The 15,960-nt window shown below is 59.1% G+C and carries 15 protein-coding genes; 8 read left to right on the top strand and 7 right to left on the bottom strand.

The annotated features are described in order from the left end of the window. The first annotated feature begins 158 nt into the window (after positions 1-158). Both RN346_RS03610 and RN346_RS03605 read left to right on the top strand, forming a co-directional pair. Positions 159-1,292, top strand: a complete 1,134-nt coding sequence (locus RN346_RS03610) for a homoserine O-acetyltransferase (RefSeq protein ID WP_311962145.1) — start codon at positions 159-161, stop codon at positions 1,290-1,292. 167 nt (positions 1,293-1,459) lie between these two features. Then, the gene (locus RN346_RS03605) at positions 1,460-2,587 is read left to right on the top strand and encodes a glycerol dehydrogenase (RefSeq protein ID WP_311962143.1); all 1,128 of its coding nucleotides are present in this window, start codon (positions 1,460-1,462) and stop codon (positions 2,585-2,587) included. Between the two features lie 78 nt (positions 2,588-2,665). Here the strand turns inward: RN346_RS03605 and RN346_RS03600 are convergent, their stop codons facing one another. From RN346_RS03600 to RN346_RS03580, 5 genes are all read right to left on the bottom strand, one after another. Next, positions 2,666-3,319, bottom strand: a complete 654-nt coding sequence (locus tag RN346_RS03600; protein WP_311962141.1) for a DsbA family oxidoreductase — start codon at positions 3,317-3,319, stop codon at positions 2,666-2,668. Positions 3,320-3,410: 91 nt separating this feature from the next. Further along, positions 3,411-3,827, bottom strand: coding sequence for a lysozyme inhibitor LprI family protein (locus tag RN346_RS03595; RefSeq protein ID WP_311962138.1), 417 nt, complete (start codon positions 3,825-3,827; stop codon positions 3,411-3,413). Between the two features lie 168 nt (positions 3,828-3,995). Then, positions 3,996-4,397 carry a hypothetical protein gene (locus RN346_RS03590; RefSeq protein ID WP_311962136.1) on the bottom strand — a complete coding sequence of 134 codons (402 nt, stop codon included), beginning with the start codon at positions 4,395-4,397 and terminating at the stop codon, positions 3,996-3,998. 78 nt (positions 4,398-4,475) lie between these two features. Next, positions 4,476-4,979, bottom strand: a complete 504-nt coding sequence (locus RN346_RS03585; RefSeq protein WP_311962135.1) for a hypothetical protein — start codon at positions 4,977-4,979, stop codon at positions 4,476-4,478. A 1,136-nt stretch (positions 4,980-6,115) separates the two neighbouring features. Then, complete coding sequence (locus RN346_RS03580) at positions 6,116-6,481, bottom strand: helix-turn-helix domain-containing protein (protein WP_311962134.1); 366 nt, start codon at positions 6,479-6,481, stop codon at positions 6,116-6,118. 93 nt (positions 6,482-6,574) lie between these two features. Between RN346_RS03580 and RN346_RS03575 the strand changes: the two genes are divergently transcribed. After that, positions 6,575-7,309 (top strand): SDR family oxidoreductase, encoded by a 735-nt coding sequence (locus tag RN346_RS03575; protein ID WP_311962133.1) that lies wholly within the window; start codon positions 6,575-6,577, stop codon positions 7,307-7,309. Positions 7,310-7,362: 53 nt separating this feature from the next. Here the strand turns inward: RN346_RS03575 and RN346_RS03570 are convergent, their stop codons facing one another. Both RN346_RS03570 and RN346_RS03565 read right to left on the bottom strand, forming a co-directional pair. After that, on the bottom strand, positions 7,363-8,388 hold the full coding sequence (locus tag RN346_RS03570) for a histone deacetylase family protein (protein ID WP_311962132.1): 1,026 nt from the start codon (positions 8,386-8,388) through the stop codon (positions 7,363-7,365). A 64-nt stretch (positions 8,389-8,452) separates the two neighbouring features. After that, a complete protein-coding gene (locus RN346_RS03565) occupies positions 8,453-9,157 on the bottom strand; it encodes a GntR family transcriptional regulator (protein ID WP_263584948.1) in 705 nt (234 codons plus the stop codon). Between the two features lie 217 nt (positions 9,158-9,374). Here RN346_RS03565 and RN346_RS03560 point away from each other — a divergent pair, with 217 nt between their 5' ends. From RN346_RS03560 to RN346_RS03540, 5 genes are all read left to right on the top strand, one after another. Continuing rightward, the gene (locus RN346_RS03560) at positions 9,375-10,931 is read left to right on the top strand and encodes an ABC transporter substrate-binding protein (RefSeq protein WP_263584949.1); all 1,557 of its coding nucleotides are present in this window, start codon (positions 9,375-9,377) and stop codon (positions 10,929-10,931) included. Positions 10,932-10,991: 60 nt separating this feature from the next. Continuing rightward, on the top strand, positions 10,992-11,969 hold the full coding sequence (locus RN346_RS03555) for an ABC transporter permease (protein ID WP_252106793.1): 978 nt from the start codon (positions 10,992-10,994) through the stop codon (positions 11,967-11,969). Beyond that, on the top strand, positions 11,966-12,799 hold the full coding sequence (locus RN346_RS03550) for an ABC transporter permease (RefSeq protein ID WP_263584950.1): 834 nt from the start codon (positions 11,966-11,968) through the stop codon (positions 12,797-12,799). Before RN346_RS03555 ends, RN346_RS03550 begins: the two co-directional genes overlap by 4 nt. A 9-nt stretch (positions 12,800-12,808) precedes the next feature. Continuing rightward, entirely contained in the window at positions 12,809-14,455 is a 1,647-nt protein-coding gene (locus RN346_RS03545; protein ID WP_311962131.1) for an ABC transporter ATP-binding protein, read from the top strand. Between the two features lie 86 nt (positions 14,456-14,541). After that, positions 14,542-15,939 carry an FAD-binding oxidoreductase gene (locus RN346_RS03540; RefSeq protein ID WP_311962130.1) on the top strand — a complete coding sequence of 466 codons (1,398 nt, stop codon included), beginning with the start codon at positions 14,542-14,544 and terminating at the stop codon, positions 15,937-15,939. Positions 15,940-15,960: the final 21 nt, after the last annotated feature.

Genomic DNA, 15,960 nt, shown 5'->3' with positions numbered 1-15,960 from the left:
CTAGCCTCGTCCAATAAAAGGTTTTTACTCAAGCGCTACAAAACCCGACTATGCTGAGAAAACCGCTTTTGATATCTCACAACAATCACAACAACATATAAGGAACTTCCATGCCGCGCCTGCACCGATACACCCTGATGATAGCGAGCCTTGCCCTTATGACCGCGACGCCTCTTTTTGCCTTCGACGGTTTGGTCGATAAACAGACCTTCGAAATCGAGAACTTTACGACCCAAAGCGGCGAGACGATCCCGGAGGTGAGAGTCGGCTGGGAGGCCTACGGCGAGCTCAACGAGGCGCGCGATAACGTCATCCTTATCACGCATTTTTTCTCCGGCACCAGCCACGCCGCCGGCCGCTACGCGGAAAGCGACGTGCTGCCCGGCTACTGGGACGCCATCATCGGCCCGGGCAAGCCGCTGGATACCGACCGTTTTTATATCATCTCCTCCGACACGCTGGTCAATCTCAACGCCCATGATCCAAACGTGATCACGACCGGTCCGGCCACGATCAACCCGGAGACGAATGAGCCCTGGGGCCTGGCGTTCCCGGTAGTGACGATTCGCGATTTCGTCGAGGTGCAGCGGGCACTGCTGGAGAGCCAGGGAATCGAGTCGCTGTACGCGGTGATGGGCCCGTCCATGGGCGCGCTGCAGGCGATCGAGTGGGCAAGCGTCTACCCGGAGCGAGTCGAGCGGCTGGTGCCCGTGATCGGTAGCGGCGCCGCCGACCCGTGGCTGGTCGCCATGCTTGATACCTGGGCGGCGCCCATTCGCCTGGACGCGAATTGGAACGAAGGCGACTACTACGACGGCGAGCAGCCGCTTGAAGGGCTCAAGGCGGCGCTCAAGCTGATCACGCTCAACGCCAGCCACTGGCGCTGGGCGAACCGCACCTTCACCCGCGACTGGGCGGATGAAAACCGCGACCCGGCCGAAGAGCTAAACGCCCGCTACGCCATCGAGCAGACGCTGGACAACCTGGCCGCCGCTCGCGCCCACACCGCCGATGCCAATCATCTGCTGTACCTGGTGCGCGCAAACCAGACGTTCGAGGCCGGCGGCGCCTCCGCCGATGAGGGGCTTGCCAACATTCAGGCGCCCACGCTGATGCTCTATAGCGAAGACGATCAGGTCTTCTCCGCGGAAGGTGTGCGCCGCACCGCCGCGTTGATTCGCCAGGCGGGCAATGAAGTGACGCTGGAAACGCTTCAAGGCAATCAGGGCCATCTGGACGGCGTGCTCGCCATCGACCAGGCGAGCGACCTGCTGCGTGAGTTCCTGGAGTAACCTTTCTCGCCTCGCCACGCAATGCCCCGCCCGGTGCGGGGCATTTTATTGCCGCCGGTCATGGTAACGGTCGTTTCTTGTACGTTCGCTGAATCAATCCGAGCGTTTCAGCCCAGGCGCTGTCTACACTGGGCTAGCCACTCATTGATGCACAGGAGCGATCCGCCATGGAAGCGACCAACGAGAAAGTCTTCATCAGCCCCGCCCGCTACGTGCAGGGCGAAGGCGTTACGGCGCGTGCCGGGCACTACGTGGCCGCACTCGGCCAGAAAGCACTGCTGATCGCCGATGACGTCGTGTGGGATATCGCCGGCGAAGCGCTCAGCGAAAGCCTGCAGGGCGAAAACGTTAGCTTCGAGCGCGTGGTGTTCGAAGGCGAAGCCTCCACTCGCGAGATCGAGCGCATCGTCAAGCTTGGGCGCGAGCAAGGGGCCGACGTGGTGATCGGCTTTGGCGGCGGCAAGACGATCGACACCGCCAAGGGCGTGGCCGACGAGCTCAAGGCCGCCTGCGCCGTACTCCCCACCACCGCCTCCACCGACGCGCCGACCAGCGCCTTGTCGGTCATCTACAACGACGACGGTGAGTTTGAGTCCTACCGTTTTTTTGATAAGAACCCGAACCTGGTGCTGGTGGACACCGGCATCATCTGCAAGGCGCCGCCGCGCTTTCTGGCCTCGGGCATTGCCGATGCGCTGGCCACCTGGGTCGAGGCCCGCGCGGCGATTCGCGCCAACGCCAACAACATGGCCGGCGGCAAGGCCACGCTTCTGGGCGCGACCATTGGCGAGAAGTGCGAAGAGATCCTCTTCGAGCACGCCATGCTCGCCTACCAGGCCAACCAGGCGCAGATCGTCACGCCTTCGTTTGAAGCGGTGGTGGAAGCCAACACGCTACTCAGCGGTCTAGGATTTGAGAGCGGCGGCCTTGCCGGGGCGCACGCCATCCATAACGGTTTCACCGCGCTTCATGGTGAGATTCACGAGCTGACCCACGGCGAGAAGGTGGCGTTTGGCACCGTCGCCCAGCTGATTCTGGATCAAACGCCCCAAGCGGAGCTGGAAGAGTATCTGGATCTTTATCTGGCACTGGGCCTGCCGGTGACGCTCAAAGCGCTCAAACTCGAAGACGTCAGCGACGAGGATTTGTATCGAGTGGCGGAAGCGGCGCTGAAGGAAGGCGAATCGAGCCACAACCTCGCCTACGAGCTGACGCAGCAGCAGGTCGTTCACGCCATTAAGGCGGTGGACGTGCATGCGCGGGCATTCATGGAGAAGGTGGGCCTGAGCGAGTAAGAACTTAAAAATCACGGACGCCACGTAAGTGGCGTTCTGCTCCTCGCCCGCTCGGCGCTTCTCAAAATCTACAGAGCATCAGCGGTTGGCGTTCTCTTGTGCCACCTGACGAAGCGCATCGACCAGCACCTCGGCGGGCTGGGCGCCGGAAATCAGGTAGCGGCCGTCGAGAATGAACCCCGGTACGGCGCTCACCCCTGCTTCCATGAACGTCTGCTCTGCCGCGCGAACCTCCTCCGCGTACTGATCAGAGCGGGCGATGGCCTCGGCAGTATCGCCGTCAAGCCCCGCATCAATCGCCTTTTCGCGTAGCACCTCTGGGTCTGACGGGTTTTTCGCCTCACCGAAGTAGGCATCGAACAGGGCCAATTGCAGAGGTGTTTCCCGGTTCTGCGTAGCCGCCCAAGCCAGCACCCGGTGGGCCGCAAACGTATTGTTCGCCCGCCGCTCGACGGCACCCCGGAAATTCAAGCCCAGCTCTTCGGCCACCGCCATGATCTCGCGCTGGGACTGCTCCATGGTGGCCGCATCCTTGCCGTATTTTTGGCACAGGTGCTCAAGGATCGGCTCGCCCTCGGGCGGCATGTCGCGGTTGAGTTCAAAAGGCTGCCAGTGGAGTTCCACATCGATTTCGCCTTTCAGGGTTTCCAGCGCTTGTTCCAAACGCCGGTAGCCGATCGCGCACCACGGGCAGGCAACATCGGACACCAAGTCAATTCTCAACGTCTGCATTGGGGAACCCTCTCATTCGATCAAGCGGAAGAAAGCATGGTACGTGCCTATAGAAAGTAACGACAGTACCGTCATGTAACGAATCAAGGCGTTACTCGATGGCGGGTTCCGGTAACACCGGCGGCGTACTGTCCATATAGGTCAGGAAATCTTGCCAGAGGTCATGCGTTCGCTGTTTCGTTAACCTTGTACTGCACGTAATGCCCATGACGCCTCGGATGGTCCCGTCGCGCCACTGCGTATAGACCGCGCCGCAATGGGCCGCAGCATACGCCTGCCACTGCGTTTGAGTCGCCTGGATAGCCTCGACTAACTCCGGATCCGCCGCGTTATGTTCAACGCTCGTTTCCAGATAGTGGGCGAGTACCTCCTCGGCGCCCTCCAACTCGATAGCCGCGCACCGATTGGTCTCGAGCGTGTTCCTGATGTTATTGCAATCAAGCGCTTCGTCGTCAGCCACGGCGGACAGCGACAGCGTAGCAAGCACTATGAATAACCACTTTTTCATGTTTTCTCCAAACGCATCCGGTGCGGGCCAAGCAGGCACAGCTGCCATGTTCTCACACTCGACGTCAGGAAGATCATCTAACCGTTGAATGCCCTGCCCGCACATTTATGACCTGCATAGATGGTCAGCCCGGAACTCAGCTAAAATCAGCCCGGCAACATGTGCTTGTTATAGCCTGCGGCCAATTTTATTCATCTCTTCTGGGCATGGCGTGCTTTCCCCTGGCGTAAGAGTGACGTTGTATTGGGGCTGAAAATCTTGACCACTACTCCACATGGTCGTGTGTGTTTCAAAACCTGGTTTTACTACGCACCAATTCCAGAAAAACACGTTTGAGCCGTGAATCATCAGCGATTCAGTGCGCCACTCCTTTATTTCTGGAAAGCTCGCCTCGCCGCCATTACTGGTTTGATCACTCCTTCTCATCTGTTCAAAGCCATACGGGTAGGAGTTCGATATCAAAGTCACCTTGGCATCCTGAATGGGCTTTCCTTTCTCGTCGGTGACGAGGATTTCAGCCTCCGGCTGCAGCGTTTTATTGACGGGATAAACAACGCAGCCTGATAGCAATAGAGTTATCGTTAGTATTCATGTTTGATTCGTTTTAAGCCAGATTCAGGTAAACCGTTGACATCATATTGATTTTTTTTATACCTGCAGCCGGAAACGAACTGTTCCTGGCGCTTTGGGTGTGAAATCTGATTTTGACATATACATTAAGTTTGAGTCATTTAACTGTTTTAGATATTTATGATGCTTTGGCGTAACTTTTTTACCCATTACCTCTGAGAGCAAACTCATCTCTTTCCAGCGCTGAGTATAAGTTTCATAACTTTCATCATAAAGGATACGAAGTAGTTGCTCAGTAAATTCACCGTTTTCGTTTTTATGAAGTTCTTGCCCTATATCGACAGCTATTTTATGGATAGTTGTGATAACCTCATCATCTGTCTCCTTTTTATGAAATTCATTAGTAGCAAGCCAAAAGTACCATTGATATAAATCATTTAGCTTTAAGAAAAGCTCATATTCTGCTTTTTCAATTGCCTTCTGCTCTTCTGACTTTGTCTTTATTTTATGATTAATCAAGCTTCCAATCAGAGCCAGAAGAACTCCGCTTAAAAATCCTAGAGCTATACTCTGAATGTCCATTTTATTCCTAGGGTATAATGTCTATTCTCAATTGCCAGCAGAACGCGCCAGCGCTTTGGACGATCAACTGTAGCTTATTATTAGAGTCACGTTCACAGAGTGTTATACATAGGCTTCTTCTGATTCGGAACCTGACGAGAGAATTTCGAGAACGCCTCGTATTCGAGATATGCCACCCACCCGAGACGCCGAAGGTCATTGGAGCTAGGATCGGCAGGATTACATTTTATAGGCATAGCGGCCACGAAAAGGCCAGAAGTCCATTCGTCGAAATTACCAAGCGCTTTGAATATAGTCCATCCACCGCTATGCCCATTTCGTCCACGAATCGAGTTCTGAAATTGGGACCACCTTTGGCTTAGCCCACCTTTCGATTTCGTCATGCCGACGTAAACCACGTCACGCCACCTGACAGCCGAACCCGCCAAATCTTGATCGGATATTGCGATGACATAAACACCAGGATACTCGCGCCCTACTATATCGAAACGATCACTCCATAAGGTCAAACGACTAAAACTTAGGACCGGAATTGATATTTCACGCATCCCTATTATCTCTAAAAACGATTATATGAAAGGCTGTATAATCTCAATAAACGCGTCCGTCTATTCATTGATTTTATGTAGCAAGCTCTTTTGACTCTACCTTATTATATCTATTGTTAGCAAAGCAAAATTTGGCCACATATCCAAAATTCGCTAGCCTGCGCGTTTTGCCGGTTTCAATCATACGGACACCCGGTATTACGCATGCGGAGCCTTGGTTGGAAGGAGGTGTGGTCTCTCGACCAATAGATACGCAATCTCTCCGGTCCGACACACTCCACTGCGGCGTAAGCCCCGCGGCTTGCCCAACAGTAGTGATAGACACTCATGCATTGAATGAGGCGAGGTGCTTACGCAACCTGCGCTGGCAAGGGAATAGTTCAGCAGGTACGTGTAGTGGCGTTGCTATCCATGGCTTTTACCGCTTTGGGTTCGAAATTACCAACGTCGCTATGTGGCCAATTGGGTTTACGCTAGGCATTTTCGAGTAAGGCAAAACCGCCGTCATCGCTATCGCCAGGGTAGACGACCAGCGGGTTTGATTCACCACCTAACGTTGGCGAAGCGGCCGTTCAGCTAAACTATCGTCTACCGGCTGGCTTGGCGGCGGTCCATCGCTGCGGCAATGTCCTCTTCGTGCGCTTCACCCCAGTTGCAAAGCGGTTCCATGGCTCGCACCAGGCTTTCCCCGAAGGGCGTCAGCGAGTAGTCGACGCGCAGCGGGATCTCGCCATAATCGGTTCGCCGGACGATGCCGTCGGACTCCAGCTCTTTCAACTGCTGGATCAACATTTTGTCGCTCACCCCCCGAACGCTTCGCTTTAGCTCGCCGTAACGCGTCGGGCCCCTGTTTAAAAAGAACAGAATCAACGGTTTCCACTTCCCGGTCATCACGTGCAGCGTTGCATGCAGGCCGCAAATGAAACGTGGGTTTTCTGAGTTTTCTTTCGTCATAACCCTACTTACCAAAAGGTGCATACTTGAACATTTGTAAGCGGGTTATATATCGTTCAAGCGAATCGAGTCAACGCACACGGAAACCCCAACATGAATCGGCTAAACGGCAAAATCGCACTCATCACCGGTGGCGCTAGCGGCATCGGTTTGGCCTCGGCCCAGCGTCTCATCGAGGAAGGCGCCTTCGTCTTCATTGTCGGCCGGCGCCAGGACGTTCTCGACAGCGCGACGTCGACACTGGGCCACAACGCCCAAGGTCTCCAGGCGGATGTAACGAAGTCGGAGAATCTCGACCGTGTATTCGAGACAGTTCAGAAAGAGAAAGGCCACCTGGACATACTAGTGGCCAACGCGGGCGTCGGCGAGTTCGCACGCCTGGGGCAGATCACGCCCGAGCACTACGACGACATCTTCGACATCAACGTCAAAGGCACCCTCTTCACCGTTCAGAAGGCGCTGCCGCTGATGCAGAATGGCGGCTCTATCATCCTGACCGGCTCTACGGTGGGCAGCATGGGTACCCCGGCCATGAGCGTTTACAGCGCCTCCAAGGCGGCCGTGCGCAATTTGGCGCGCAGCTGGGCTCATGACCTCAGGGGAACGGGCATTCGCGTGAACGTCATGTCGCCTGGCCCCACCCAAACCGACAAGGTGATGGCACTGCTCCCTGCTGAGGCCGTGGGCGAGATGAAGCGGGCCATACCGCTTGAGCGACTGGGCGACCCCAGGGAAACCGCCGCCGTAGTGGCATTCCTGGCATCCGACGATAGCCGCTTCATGACAGGAAGCGAGGTGTTCGTTGACGGGGGCTACGCCCAGGTTTAGGGCCTGATGGGAAACGCGAGGCAATGCGCTATAAGCCGAAACGAGCGCTCGGCTTATAACGCCTCTACCATTAGTCCTTCAAAGAAACTTACCGCGTTCGCTTCGAGCCCTTCCAGGTAATACCCACCTTCCTGCACCACCAGTGTCGGTAGGTTCAGCGCCGCGATTTGTCGGCCCAGCTCATGAAAGCCTTGTGTGGAAACGGCGACTTTGGCCTGGGGGTCGCGCTCAAAGATATCGAAGCCGAGCGCCAGCACCAGGGCGTCGGGTTCGAACAGGCGAATGGCCTGACGGGCCTGCTCCAAACGCTCGAAGAATACCGACTCAGCAGAGCCATGCGGCATCGGAAGGTTGAGGTTGTAGCCGAGCCCTTCGCCTTCACCGCGCTCGTTCTCGAAGCCGCTGACCGCCGGGTAGAAGTTGGTGGTGTCGCCGTGAATCGAGATGTAGAACACGTCATTACGAGAATAGAAAATTTCCTGGATGCCCTGGCCGTGGTGCATGTCGGTATCGAGCACCACGATGCGCGGGTAGCGCCTGGTCAGGTGCTGCGCGGCGATGGCGGCGTTATTGAGAAAGCAGAAGCCGCCGGCGGAGTCGATGCCCGCATGGTGGCCCGGCGGGCGGGAAAGCGCGTAGGCGAAGCGCTCACCGCTCATCAGCGCCTCGGCGCCGGCCACCGCGCTCTGGGCCGACCAGTAGGCGGAGTGCCAGGTGTGCTGACCCACCGGGGCGCTGCCGTCGGCCAGGTAGCGGGCGGCCTCGGCCAGAATGCCCTGCAAGGCGTTGGGCGAGCGCACGAAGATGTTGGAAATCACTTCTTCGCCCCAGTCCTCGCCCACGGCGTGCCAGCGGGCATGGGCGCTTTCCAGAAAGCGCAGGTAGGCCAGTGAGTGCACCGCTCTAAGAGGGCCAACGCCGTAATCCTTGGGCGGCGATAGTTCGAACCCCAGCCGGTCAGCGGCGGCCAACAGGTGAGTGGCGCGCTGGGCGACCTCCTGGGGTGTGCGCATCTTGCCGCGTGAAAAGTAGGTTTGCGGCTGATGCCATTTCTGATCGTCGTGAAAGAACGTCTGCACTGCCAGGTCTCCTCGTTTCGTGCCATGAAAGCGCCATACAATCGCTCGGTAGAAACGCACGCGATCAACGCGTGCCGCCCTCCTCCTGCGCGCCCGCGTCGTTGATGCCGCGCACCACGGAATCCCGCGCCACACCGATGTGGTAGTCGATCGCTTCCCGGCAGGCCGGGCCGTTTTGGCTCGCCAGCGCTTCCAGCAGTTGATAGTGGCTGGTCGCAATGGTTTCCGGCGCTTCGTGGGTCCGCGTGATCAAGGTGATGCACAGGCGCAGCTCGTGCGCTAACCCCTCGAAGGCGCGCAGTAGCCGCTCATTGCCGGCGTAGTGCAGCATCAGGCGGTGAAACTTCAAATCCTCTTCGATACGCCGCGTGCCGCTATCGCTCGTAGCCGCCTCGCAAAGCACGTCCACCTGTCGTTCGAGCGCGTTTCTGGCCTCAGGGGTGTAGCGCTGAGCGAGGCGCTCGATGGCGTGGCGCTCCAGGCACAGGCGCAGGTCGAACACGTCCTGTAGCTCGACCGCGTCGAGCGCCTTGACGAAAAATCCTCGCCGCGGGCGCGAAACCAAAAGACCACGGCTTTCGAGGAGCCTGGCTGCCTCGCGCACCGGTGCGCGGCTGACGCCCAAATCCCGTGAAAGCTGCACTTCCGAGAGCCGCTCGCCGGGCATGAAGCGCTGTTCGATCACACCTTGAGTAAGAAAATCGGCCACTTGCTCGACCAGATTCTTTTGCTGGATCAACCCCTGGGGAGCCATGGGTAACAAGGCCATGGGCACCTCCCTTTGTAAATTGTTTTCGACGTTCAGTATGACGCAAATAAGGGCAGTGTCGATAAACGACTGCCGACTGTCGACAGTTAAAAAGAGCGGTGCTATGGTCAAAAAGGCCCTCAAAAACCTATTTCAACGGGCTCTCCAGCACCACGCCTCGCTTGCTAAAAAGACAAAACATCACGTTATTGACGTGAATAACCGAGGAGTAGGAACAATGAAAACACCTTTGGCTCTCGCGATTTCCGCAGCGGCCCTGGCCGTTTCTTGCGCAGCGATGGCGCAGGAACCCAAAACCGGCGGCACCATCGATACCATCATTCAGCCCGAACCGCCGGGCCTGGTACTGGGCATGATCCAGAACGCCCCCACCCGTACCGTCGCGGGTAATATCTACGAGGGACTTCTACGCTACACCACCGACTTGGAACCGATGCCGCAGCTAGCCGAGTCCTGGGACGTGAGCGAAGATGGCCGAGTCTATACCTTTCATCTGCGCGATGATGTGACCTGGCACGACGGCGAGGCCTTCACCGCCGACGACGTGGTGTTCTCCGCAGACGTTTTTCACCGTGAACTCAATCCCAGCGCCCGCGCCGTGCTCGAGCACGTCGAAAGCATCGAAGCGACCGATGATTACACCGTAGTCTTCACGCTGGCCGAACCCTTCGGGCCGTTTTTGCTCTCCTTCGAGGCGGGTACGTTCACCATGGTGCCGGAGCATCTCTACGCAGGCACCGATTTCCGCAATAACGAGCACAACGACCACCCCATCGGCACTGGCCCGTTCAAGTTCTCCAATTGGGAACGCGGCACGGTTATCGAGCTGGTCAAAAACGAAGACTATTACGAAGAAGGCCTGCCCTACCTGGACGGGGTAAATTGGCACATCATTCCCGACGGCGGCTCCCGGGCCGTGGCCTTTGAAAACGGCACCGTCGACGTGCTGCCCAGCGGCACCGTGGAAAATTTCGACATCCCGCGTCTTTCCGGGATGGACGGTGTCTGCATGACCGAGCAGGGCCATGAGTACTTCAGCCCCTTCGCCATGCTGTGGATGAACAACCGCGAAGGCCCCACCGCCGACAAGCGCTTTCGCCAGGCGGTGATGTACGCCATGGACCGTGAGTTCGCCCGCAACGTGCTCTGGAACGGGTTGGGTAACGTCCCGCTCTCCGCCTTCGGTTCCAATGCGCGTTTCCAGGACGACGATTTGGAGCCCTACGACTACGACCCTGACCGCGCCCGCGAGCTGCTGGATGAAATGGGCTACGACGGTGAAGAGATCAGACTGTTGCCACTGCCCTACGGCGAAACCTGGACCCGCTGGGCCGAGGCCGTACAGCAGAATCTGCGCGAAGTAGGCATCAACGTCAGCACCCAGGCCACCGACGTGGGCGGCTGGAACCAGCGCCTGGGCGACTGGGATTATGATCTGGCCTTTACCTACCTCTTCCAGTACGGCGACCCGGCGCTGGGCATCTCGCGCACTTACCTTTCGGACAACATTGCCAAGGGCTCGCCCTGGAACAACGTGGAAGGCTACGAAAACGCCGAGGTCGATGCGCTTTTCGACGAGGCGGCTACGGCCTATCCGGACGCCGAGCGTGAAGCGCTTTACCAGCAAGTGCAGGAGATCCTTCACGAGGATGTGCCGGTGGGCTGGCTGATGGAGCTTGGTTTCCCCACGATCTACCGCTGCGACGTCAACGACCTGGTGACCTCCGGTGTCGGCGTCAACGACGGCTTCCGGGATGCCTGGCTCGACCGCTAAGCCAAGCCTTGCCCGGCTGGCGTGCTCCGGCCGGGCTAAAAAAACGTCAGGAATTCCATCATGGTCTATGCCCGCTTGATTGCCATGCGGCTCATCAAAGCCGTCATTGTGCTATTTCTCATCGTCATTTTTAACTTTTTGCTGATCCAGCTTGCCCCCGGCGACCCGGCCTCCATTCTGGCTGGCGAAGCCGGCGCGGCGGATCAGGAGTTTCTCAACCAGCTACGCGAGCGCTTCGGGCTCGACCAGCCCATGTACGTGCAGCTGTGGCGCTACGTTTCGGGCATCGCCATGCTCGATTTCGGCTACTCCTACCGTTTGGGCGTTCCGGTGTTCGACTTGATCATGGCCCGCCTGCCCGCCACGCTGCTGCTGACCGGCACGGCCTTCGTACTGTCACTCTTTTTGGGCATCGTGGCCGGCTCCATGGCCGCCGCCCGGGTGAAAAAACCATCCGGCTCGCTGATCATGGCGCTGGCGCTGGTGTTTTACGCAACACCGCTGTTCTGGGTAGCGCTGATGTCGGTGGTGGTGTTCTCGGTCTATCTGGGCTGGCTGCCCGCCTACGGCCTCTATACCGTGGGCGCGGGCCATACGGGCCTTGCGCTGGTGTGGGATGTCGCCCAGCACCTGGTGCTGCCCGCCACGACCCTGGCGCTGTTTTTCATGGCGATCTACACCCGCATGACGCGTACCTCGATGCTCGAAGCCGCTCAGCAGGATTACGTCAAGACCGCTCGCGCCAAGGGCTTGAAGCCGCGCATCATTCAACGCCGCCACGTGCTGCGTAACGCACTCCTGCCGATCATTACGTTGGCCGGCTTGCAGGCGGGGCAAATGGTCGGCGGGGCGATCCTCACCGAGACCGTATTTGCTTGGCCCGGCATTGGCCGGCTGATGTTCGAGGCGCTTCAGCAGCGCGACTATAACCTGCTGCTGGGGATCTTCTTTTTCTCAGCCGCGCTGGTCATCGTCTTCAACATCATGACCGACCTGGTCTACCGCCTTGCGGATCCGCGCATCAAGGGGGCTTCATGAGCTTTTTCGCACGCTTTGCCCAAAACCGCGGCGCTTTAGTGGGTCTTATCATTCTGGCGCTGATCATCGTCATGGCCATACTTGCGCCGCTTTTATTTCCCGAGTCGCCCTGGCGCATGGTACAGCGCCCGTTTCTGCCGCCTCTCGCGCAGGATGGCTTTATACTGGGCACCGACACCATGGGCCGTAACGTGGCCGCAGGGCTGATGCACGGCGCCTGGGTGTCGCTTCTGATCGGACTGGTCTCCACCAGCGTGGCGCTTTTGATCGGCGTACCCATGGGCGCTATCGCCGGCTACTACGGTGGCCTGATCGACGACGTGCTCATGCGCTTCACCGAGTTCTTCCAGACCATTCCCAACTTCGCCCTGGCGATCGTACTGGTCGCGATCATGCAACCCAGCGTCACCTCAGTCGTGCTGGCGATCGCGCTGGTGAGCTGGCCGCCGGTGGCGCGTCTGGTGCGCGCCGAGTTCATGTCGCTGCGTCACCGTGAATACGTCGAAGCCGCACGGCTGGTGGGCCAGACCAATACCACCATCATTCTCAAGCAGATTCTGCCCAACACGCTCTCGCCGATCATCGTGCTGGCCTCATTGATGGTGGCCACGGCCATATTGCTGGAGTCCGGGCTTTCGTTTCTCGGGCTGGGCGATCCCAACGTGATGTCCTGGGGCTACATGATCGGCGCGGCGCGCACCGTGATCCGTCAGGCGTGGTGGCTCAGTTTCTTTCCAGGCGTTGCCATCCTGCTTACCGTGCTGGCGCTGAACCTGGTGGGCGAAGGCCTCGACGATGCGCTGAACCCCAAACTGTCCCGCGAGCGCTAGGAGAGAGACATGACGCAATCGAATCCATCCCAGGCGCCGGGCGAGACGGTACTTCGCATTCGTGACCTGAGCGTGGCGCTGCCCAAGGGCGCGGATCGCGCCCTGGCGGTAGAGAACGTGAGCTACGAGGTGAACCGCGGCGAGATCATGTGCGTAGTGGGTGAATCCGGGTCGGGCAAGTCCATGGCAGCCAATACGGTAATGGGGCTTCTGCCCAAGGGCGTACGCCCGGTACAAGGCGAGATCACCTTCGAGGGCCAGAACTTGCTCGCGCTTACCGAGAAGCAGCACATGGCGCTGCGCGGGCTCAAGATCGGCATGATTTTCCAGGAGCCGATGACCGCCCTGAACCCGCTGATGCGCGTGGGCGCCCAGATCGCCGAGGTGTTCGAGGCCCACGGCCGGTTGACCCCTTCCGAGCGCCAGGCACGCGCGCTGGAGCTGTTGATCGAGGTGGGCCTACCGCAGCCGGAAAAGGCGATTCGCGCCTACCCCTTCGAGCTTTCCGGCGGCCAGCGTCAGCGGGTAATGATCGCCATGGCCCTGGCGCTCGAGCCGGTGCTCTTGATCGCCGATGAGCCGACCACTGCGTTGGATGTCACGACCCAGGCGCAGATCCTCGAGCTGATTCGCGATCTGCAGCGCCGCCGGGGGATGGCGGTGATGTTTATTACCCACGACTTCGGCGTGGTGGCCGAAATTGCCAACCGTGTCTGCGTGATGCGCCACGGCAAGATCGTCGAACTCGGCGACGCGGATGAGGTGCTCGGCAACCCGCAGCACGAATACACCCAGGCACTGATCGCCGCGATCCCGAGCAACGCCGTACCGCCCCACCGAGAGGCGCGTGAGCCCGCAGCGCTTCTGGATATCAAGCATCTCAACAAGGTGTTTCGCTCTCGCGGAGGCTTTTTGAAACCAGCGCGCGAAGTGCGTGCGCTGGACGATGTTTCGCTTTCGCTTGCTCGCGGCGAAACCGTTGGCATCGTTGGCGAATCCGGTTCGGGCAAGTCGACGCTTGGGCGCTGCGTCGTACGTCTGGAGCATCCGGACGACGGCGAACTGCTGCTCGACGGCGTGAACCTGTCAACGCTCAAGGGTGATGCCCTGCGCCGCGAGCGCCACCGGGTGCAGATGATTTTTCAGGATCCTTATGCCTCGCTCAACCCGCGCACCAAAGTGGGCATGGCGATCGCCCAGGGGCCGATCGCCAACGGCACACCCAAGGCAAAGGCGTTGGCGCAGGCGGGTGAACTCCTGGACATGGTGGGCCTGGGCGCCAGCGCTCTGGATCGCTTTCCCCACGAATTTTCCGGCGGCCAGCGCCAGCGTATCGGCATCGCTCGGGCGCTGGCGCTCAATCCGGAACTGATCGTCGCGGACGAGGCCGTCTCGGCGCTTGATGTCTCCATTCAGGCCCAGGTGCTGGAACTGCTCGAGGAGCTCAAGCAGCGCCTGTCGCTATCGCTATTGTTCATCACCCACGATTTACGTGTGGCCGCGCAGATCTGCGACCGCATCGTGGTCATGCAGCATGGTCGCATCGTCGAGCAGGGAAGCGCAGAGCAGATATTTTTAAATCCCCGCGAGGCCTATACCCGCTCGCTGCTGGAGGCCATTCCCGGGCGTGAGGCGCCAGTGGCAGCCAGCGCCTAAAGCGCGATGTAAAACATGATATTGTTTCGCATGCATTTTTTTAACACGAGCGCCTGCCAGCCGTCTCGTCATCGAAAGGAATATGAATGAAGATCACCCTGGAGGCCCTACGCGCAATCTTAGGCCCTAACCATGTCTTGACTGGCAGCGATGTGACGAGCCGGCAGGAAGATTGGATGACCGGCGCGCCGTGTCAGGCCGGTGCCATCGTTCGACCAGCCAGTACCGAGGAGCTTTCAGCGGTGATGCGCGCCTGCTTCGAGTGCAAGCAGACCGTGGTGACCCACGGCGGGCTAACGGGACTTGTTCACGGTACTCAAACCAGCCCTGACGATCTTGTCATCTCGCTGGAGCGTATGACCGCCATCGAGAGCGTCGACCCGGTAGGCGCCACGCTGACGGTTCAGGCCGGCGCGCCGCTGCAGCGCGTGCAGGAAACCGCCGAGGACATCGGGCTACAGTTTCCGCTGGATTTGGGCGCGCGGGGCAGCTGCACCATCGGCGGCAACATCGCCACCAACGCGGGTGGCGTGCGGGTGATTCGTTACGGCATGATGCGCCAGCAGGTGCTGGGGCTCGAAGCGGTGATGGCCGACGGGCGCGTGGTTAGCTCGATGAACCACATGCTCAAGAACAACGCCGGCTTCGATCTCAAGCAGCTGTTCGTGGGCACCGAAGGCGTACTGGGTATCGTGACCCGCGCGGTGCTACGCCTGCAACCGCCTACGCCGAGCGAACACACCGCCATGGTCGCCTGCCCTTCTTTTGAGGCCTTGACGGCGCTGCTCGCTCAGATGGGTAAGACGCTGGGCGGCGGGCTCGGGGCGTTCGAGGTGATGTGGCAAAACTACTACCAGCTGCAGACAGAAACCTTGGGACGGCACACGCCCCCGATTTCTACAGAGCACCCTTACTACGTGATCATCGAGTGTCTGGGGAGCGACGACGCTCGCAGTGAGGCTCAGTTTCGCGATGCGCTGGAACAGGCCATGGAAGCGGAGCTGATCATCGATGCGGTTATCGCGCAGTCCAGCACCCAGCGTGACGGCCTGTGGGCGATACGGGAAGATATCGAAGGACTCAAGGAAGGGCTGCACCCGGTACTGACCTTCGATGTGAGCCTGCCGATCGCCGACATGGAGCGTTACACCCAGACGCTCGAAGCGAGGCTTGAAGCGTCGTGGCCCGACCCGCAGTTGATCGTGTTCGGCCATCTGGGCGACAGCAATCTGCATATTTCGGTCGGCGTGGGTAGCAAGGAGCCCGCAGTCCGCCGCGCCGTGGAGGCACTGGTCTATGAGCCACTGACGGCGCTGGGCGGCTCCATCTCTGCCGAGCACGGCATCGGTCTTGAAAAGCGTGCCTGGCTTGGAAGCTGCCGCAACGAGGCGGAGATCGAGCTGATGCAGACGCTGAAAAAGTCGCTCGACCCTTTTGGGCTGCTCAACCGCGGCAAAATACTCGACGAGACGCTTTTTGAGTAAGCCGCCAGCCTCTTACTATTC

The sequence above is a fragment of the Halomonas sp. PAMB 3232 genome, from assembly GCF_031954225.1.
Classification (GTDB): Bacteria; Pseudomonadota; Gammaproteobacteria; order Pseudomonadales; family Halomonadaceae; genus Vreelandella.
This window is presented reverse-complemented; position numbering and strand designations above follow the sequence as displayed.

Coding starts and splice junctions, on each gene's coding strand:
- RN346_RS03610 (WP_311962145.1), top strand. CDS start 159: ATGACCGCGACGCCTCTTTTTGCCTTCGACGGTTTGGTCGATAAACAG.
- RN346_RS03605 (WP_311962143.1), top strand. CDS start 1,460: ATGGAAGCGACCAACGAGAAAGTCTTCATCAGCCCCGCCCGCTACGTG.
- RN346_RS03600 (WP_311962141.1), bottom strand. CDS start 3,319: ATGCAGACGTTGAGAATTGACTTGGTGTCCGATGTTGCCTGCCCGTGG.
- RN346_RS03595 (WP_311962138.1), bottom strand. CDS start 3,827: ATGAAAAAGTGGTTATTCATAGTGCTTGCTACGCTGTCGCTGTCCGCC.
- RN346_RS03585 (WP_311962135.1), bottom strand. CDS start 4,979: ATGGACATTCAGAGTATAGCTCTAGGATTTTTAAGCGGAGTTCTTCTG.
- RN346_RS03580 (WP_311962134.1), bottom strand. CDS start 6,481: ATGACGAAAGAAAACTCAGAAAACCCACGTTTCATTTGCGGCCTGCAT.
- RN346_RS03575 (WP_311962133.1), top strand. CDS start 6,575: ATGAATCGGCTAAACGGCAAAATCGCACTCATCACCGGTGGCGCTAGC.
- RN346_RS03565 (WP_263584948.1), bottom strand. CDS start 9,157: ATGGCCTTGTTACCCATGGCTCCCCAGGGGTTGATCCAGCAAAAGAAT.
- RN346_RS03560 (WP_263584949.1), top strand. CDS start 9,375: ATGAAAACACCTTTGGCTCTCGCGATTTCCGCAGCGGCCCTGGCCGTT.
- RN346_RS03555 (WP_252106793.1), top strand. CDS start 10,992: ATGGTCTATGCCCGCTTGATTGCCATGCGGCTCATCAAAGCCGTCATT.
- RN346_RS03550 (WP_263584950.1), top strand. CDS start 11,966: ATGAGCTTTTTCGCACGCTTTGCCCAAAACCGCGGCGCTTTAGTGGGT.
- RN346_RS03545 (WP_311962131.1), top strand. CDS start 12,809: ATGACGCAATCGAATCCATCCCAGGCGCCGGGCGAGACGGTACTTCGC.
- RN346_RS03540 (WP_311962130.1), top strand. CDS start 14,542: ATGAAGATCACCCTGGAGGCCCTACGCGCAATCTTAGGCCCTAACCAT.